1 protein-coding gene is annotated in these 4,183 nt (G+C 65.6%); it reads left to right on the top strand.

Features of this window, described 5'->3' with window-relative positions; genetic code table 11:
• Window positions 1-238: 238 nt before the first annotated feature.
• The gene (locus EYB53_RS25045; protein ID WP_135482310.1) at window positions 239-3,613 is read left to right on the top strand and encodes an ATP-binding protein; all 3,375 of its coding nucleotides are present in this window, start codon (window positions 239-241) and stop codon (window positions 3,611-3,613) included.
• Window positions 3,614-4,183: the final 570 nt, after the last annotated feature.

Raw genomic sequence — 4,183 nt, 5'->3', positions numbered from 1 at the left:
GCCCCCGGATCTGTAGGGGCACCCGCAAGGGGTGCCCCTACAGATCCGGGGGCCGCCGTTTGCGCCGCTGGTTGCATGCACATGCTGCCACATAGAGCGTATTTTATCCGGTTTCGTATGATGCGATCGCCCTAGAGATGAGGGCAAGGGTTTCACTAGGCAGCACGCCGGAGGCATTGTAGCATGAGTTGGGGCACAGGTGGCGTTGGTCGCGGCGGGGCAGTGCTACAATCAGGCTATGAAGATTCAGCTTCTGGGTGGGTGTCGGGTGACCTGGCAGGGACAGCCGCTGGTGTTGCCGCGACGGCGGGTGCGTGCGTTGTTGTACCGGTTGGCGGCGCAAATTCAGCCGCTGCCGCGTGATCGGCTGGCCTTTCTCTTCTGGCCTGATGCGCCCGATCACCTGGCACGACGCCATATGACGCGCTTGCTTTCGAGTCTCCGTGCGGCGTTGCCCGAGCCGCGCCTGGTGCTGGTTGATGAGGAGATGGTGGGGCTTGAGGCTGCGCTGGTTGAGGTGGATTGCCATGCGTTTGTGCGTGGCACGGCTGCACCTGATCTGGCTGGGCTCGCTGATGCGCTGGCGCTCTATCGTGGCCCGTTTATGGATGGCTTTGCGTTGCCTGATGCGCCTGAATATGAGCTGTGGCAGGCGGCGACGACCCGCGAGTTCCACACACGTTACCTCGGTGGACTCGAAATGGCAACTGAGCGCGCCTTTGCCCTGGGAGAGGTGACGGCAGCGATCCAGTTTGCCCAGGCGTACCTTGCTGCCGATGAACTCGCTGAACCGATGCACCGCCGGTTGATCGAGCTCTATATGGCTGTCGGCGATCGGGTGGCTGCATGGCGACAGTTTGAGCTGTGCTGCCGGGTGCTTGAACGTGAACTTGGCGTTGGGCCGTTGCCCTCAACGCGAGCGGTGTTGCAACCAGGATCACAACGATCACGCCTTGACGCTGCGCCTGACACCGCTGCGTTGCCCAGAACGCAGGCACCGTCGGTGCAACAAGACCTATTTGACACACTGTCAATTGTGCCAATTTCACCTTCGTTGGAGGTGCCGCTGGTTGGGCGCGCCGAGGAACTTGGGCGTTTGCAGGTAGCCTATGCGCGTTTTATGACGGGACAGCCGCAGCGGGGCGGGTTCATTCTGATCAGCGGTGAGTCGGGGATGGGCAAGTCGCGCCTGGTGCGTGAGTATGTGGCCGATCAAGCGGGGCTTGTGCTGACGGGCGTTTGCCATGCCGATGGACAGCATCTGCCCTATGCGGTGGTGATCCAGATGTTGCGTCAGACGCTGCATTCGCCGACGCTGTGGCAGGCGGTTCCGGCCCACTGGCGCAGCGAACTGCTCCCGTTGCTACCCGAGTTGCGCCAGTACTTCCCCGATCTCCCAATGCCGATCGGGGTCGCGACGGCCTTTGCGCAACAGCACCTCTATACTGCGCTGACCGAGGTATTGGGCACATTTGCGGCCCAACAGCCGCTGCTGCTCTGCTTCGATGATCTGCCGTTTGCCGATGAAGCGACGCTGGGATGGTTGCGCTCGCTGGTGATCAGTTGGGGCGATACGCCACTGGTTGTGGTGGCGACGGCCACCACGGTAACGCCTGCGCTTGACCAGTTGCGCAAGCGACTGCGGCGCACCGGGCGTCTGGCCGAGGTCGATGTTGGGCCGCTGGGACTCACGGCAACCCAGCAGTTGCTTGGCTCACTGTCACCGCCAGCGCCCGCTGAACTGGTGCCCCAGATTCACCAGGAGACCGGGGGCAATCCCTTCTTTATGCTCGAAATCGTGCGTGCGTTGCAAGAGCGCCAGCAACCACAACGCTCTCCTGCCACGCTCCCACTCCCTGTAACGGTGCGCGAGGCGATCCTGGCGCGGATCAGCCACCTGAGCGAGTTGGCCCGCGAGGTGCTGGAAGCGGCGGCGATCCTCGACCCTCACCTCGACGAGCGCCTGCTCGCAACGACGGCGGCGCGGGCAGCGGGGGCGATCGGTGAAGCCCTCGAAGAACTGACGATGCACCAGTTGCTTGGGGTGAACACCGCAGACGCAACCGCAGCGCGGCTCGCCTTTGCGCACCCATTGCTACGCAGCGCCGTGCTCGAACAGCTCTCGCCGTGGCGACGGATGGTCTTGCATCGGCGGGCGGGGGAAGGCTTAGCCCAGGCGTACCCAGATCAGCCAGCACTCGTAGCACCTCACTTTGCGCGAGCGGGGCTGGGGGAGGAGGCGCTTAGCGCATATCAGCAAGCAGCCGCGCAAGCCTCGGCGCTCTATGCCTATGGGGTTGCCCTAACAAATCTTGAGGCTGCGTGCGGACTGCTCCCCCAGATCAAACAACCGACAACCCGGCACCTGACCCTGCTACGCCAACGCCTCGCGCTCTACCGCACCCTGTTGCACCTCGATGCCTGGGCAAGCGACGCTGCGCAGGTGCTGGCGCTGGCAGACGAGCTTGGCGATTCAGGGGCGCGGCTTGAGGCGCTTGAAGCGCAGATGAGCCTGGCGGTGTTGCAGGGGCGCGCCGAGCACGTTGACGTGACCGCTACCGAAGCGCTGGCGCTGGCGACGAAAACCGGCGATCAGGTCGCGGCAGCGCGTCTTCACCAGACGCTCGGGTGGCACCTGGCCGATACGCTGGGGCGTTCGCGGGAAGGCCTGACGCATCTCGAACTGGCGTGTCGTCTAGCCGAGGCGGCTCAGGCGACGTCGGTGCTCTATCAGGCGCTGTGTCATTGCGCCTTTGCCCAGCGCGCCGAAGGCCAGGGCAAAGCGGCCCTTGCCAGTGCGCAGCGGGCGCTGGCGTTGACCAGCTACCAGCCACATTGCCCACCGCACCCGGCCTGGGCTGACGCCCTGCGCGAGCTTGGCGAAGCGAGCGCCTATCTTGCGCATTGGGAAGCGGCGCGTACCTACCTGCGCCCCCTGCTAGATCTGTATCGCACCCTGGAAGACCCCTGGGCGTATGGCGCCTTACTCTACAACTACGGGCTCTACAGCAGCAACATGGGGCAACACAGCGACGCCATTGACGCCATGCGCCAACTCGTCGTCTTGAGTGAACGCGTCGGCCTAGCGGCAGACTCTGAGTATGGCATCTGGCACCGTGCCGGGCTTGCGCGGGTACTCATTGCGGCAGGCGAACATGGTGAAGCCGGAGCAGTGTTGCGGCACCTGCGCACAACTGATTTGAGCTCGGGGCGCCCGTATCTCGCCTGGGCACGAGCGTGGGCGGAATACGACCTGGCGACGGGTGCGGCGACCGACGCCTTGGCAATACTGACGCCAGCCGTCGCCTGGTGGCGCGAGCATGCGAGCCCCCACGATGCCGACATCCTCATCTTGCTTGCGCAGGTCGCCCTGGCGACGGGGGATCGCACCCTGGCCGAAGCAGCGCTGACCGAAGCAACGGCGCATCTGGCGAAAACCGACCTTGAGCGGTACAGCCTGCGCCTCCTCATCGTACGGTACCAGATCTCCGGTCACGTGCGCGATCGCGACGCAGCGCGGTTGGCCCTGGAACGCCAGGCCGCACGATTCACCGACAGCGCCTTGCGGGAAGCCTTTGTGAACGAGGTGGCTTTGCATCGCAAGATTAGGTAGGGGGGCACGGCGGTGGGGGCACGGCGGGGGGAGGGGCACGGCGGCGCCGTGCCCGTACGGGCGCGGCGGGGGAGGGGCACGGCGGGGGGAGGGGCACGGCGGCGCCGTGCCCGTACGGGCGCGGCGGGGGGAGGGGCACCTCTTGGGGGTAGGTTTTTCATATGACGTGCGGGTCATGACCATCCAAGGCATCCTCCATGTCACCCCGCCGCGCGCCCTTGCCACCCCAAGGCATCCTCCATGTCACCCCGAGCGGAGCGAGGGGTCTTCCATGCGCCGCAGCGAAGATTCCTCACTCCGTTCGGAATGACATGGATGGCGTTGGCACCCCGAGCGCCCGCCGTGGCACCCCGCTGCGCCCGCCGTGGCACCCCGAGCGTAGCGAGGGGTCTTCCATGGGCCGCAGCGAAGATTCCTCACTGCGTTCGGAATGACATGGCTGGCGTTGGCACCCCGCTGCGCCCGCCGTGGCACCCCGCTGCGCCCGCCGTGGCACCCCGCTGCGCCCGCCGTGGCACCCCAAGGCATCCTCCATGTCACCCCGAGCGGAGCGAGGGGTCTTCCATGCGC

The sequence above is a fragment of the Candidatus Chloroploca mongolica genome (assembly GCF_004762035.2).
In the GTDB taxonomy this organism is placed as follows: domain Bacteria; phylum Chloroflexota; class Chloroflexia; order Chloroflexales; family Chloroflexaceae; genus Chloroploca; species Chloroploca mongolica.
The sequence above is the reverse complement of the archived record's forward strand: the minus strand, read 5'-3'. Positions and strand labels throughout refer to the sequence as shown.

What these genes read in the sequence shown, in the direction of transcription:
- EYB53_RS25045 (WP_135482310.1), top strand. Translation starts at nt 239, where the DNA reads ATGAAGATTCAGCTTCTGGGTGGGTGTCGGGTGACCTGGCAGGGACAG.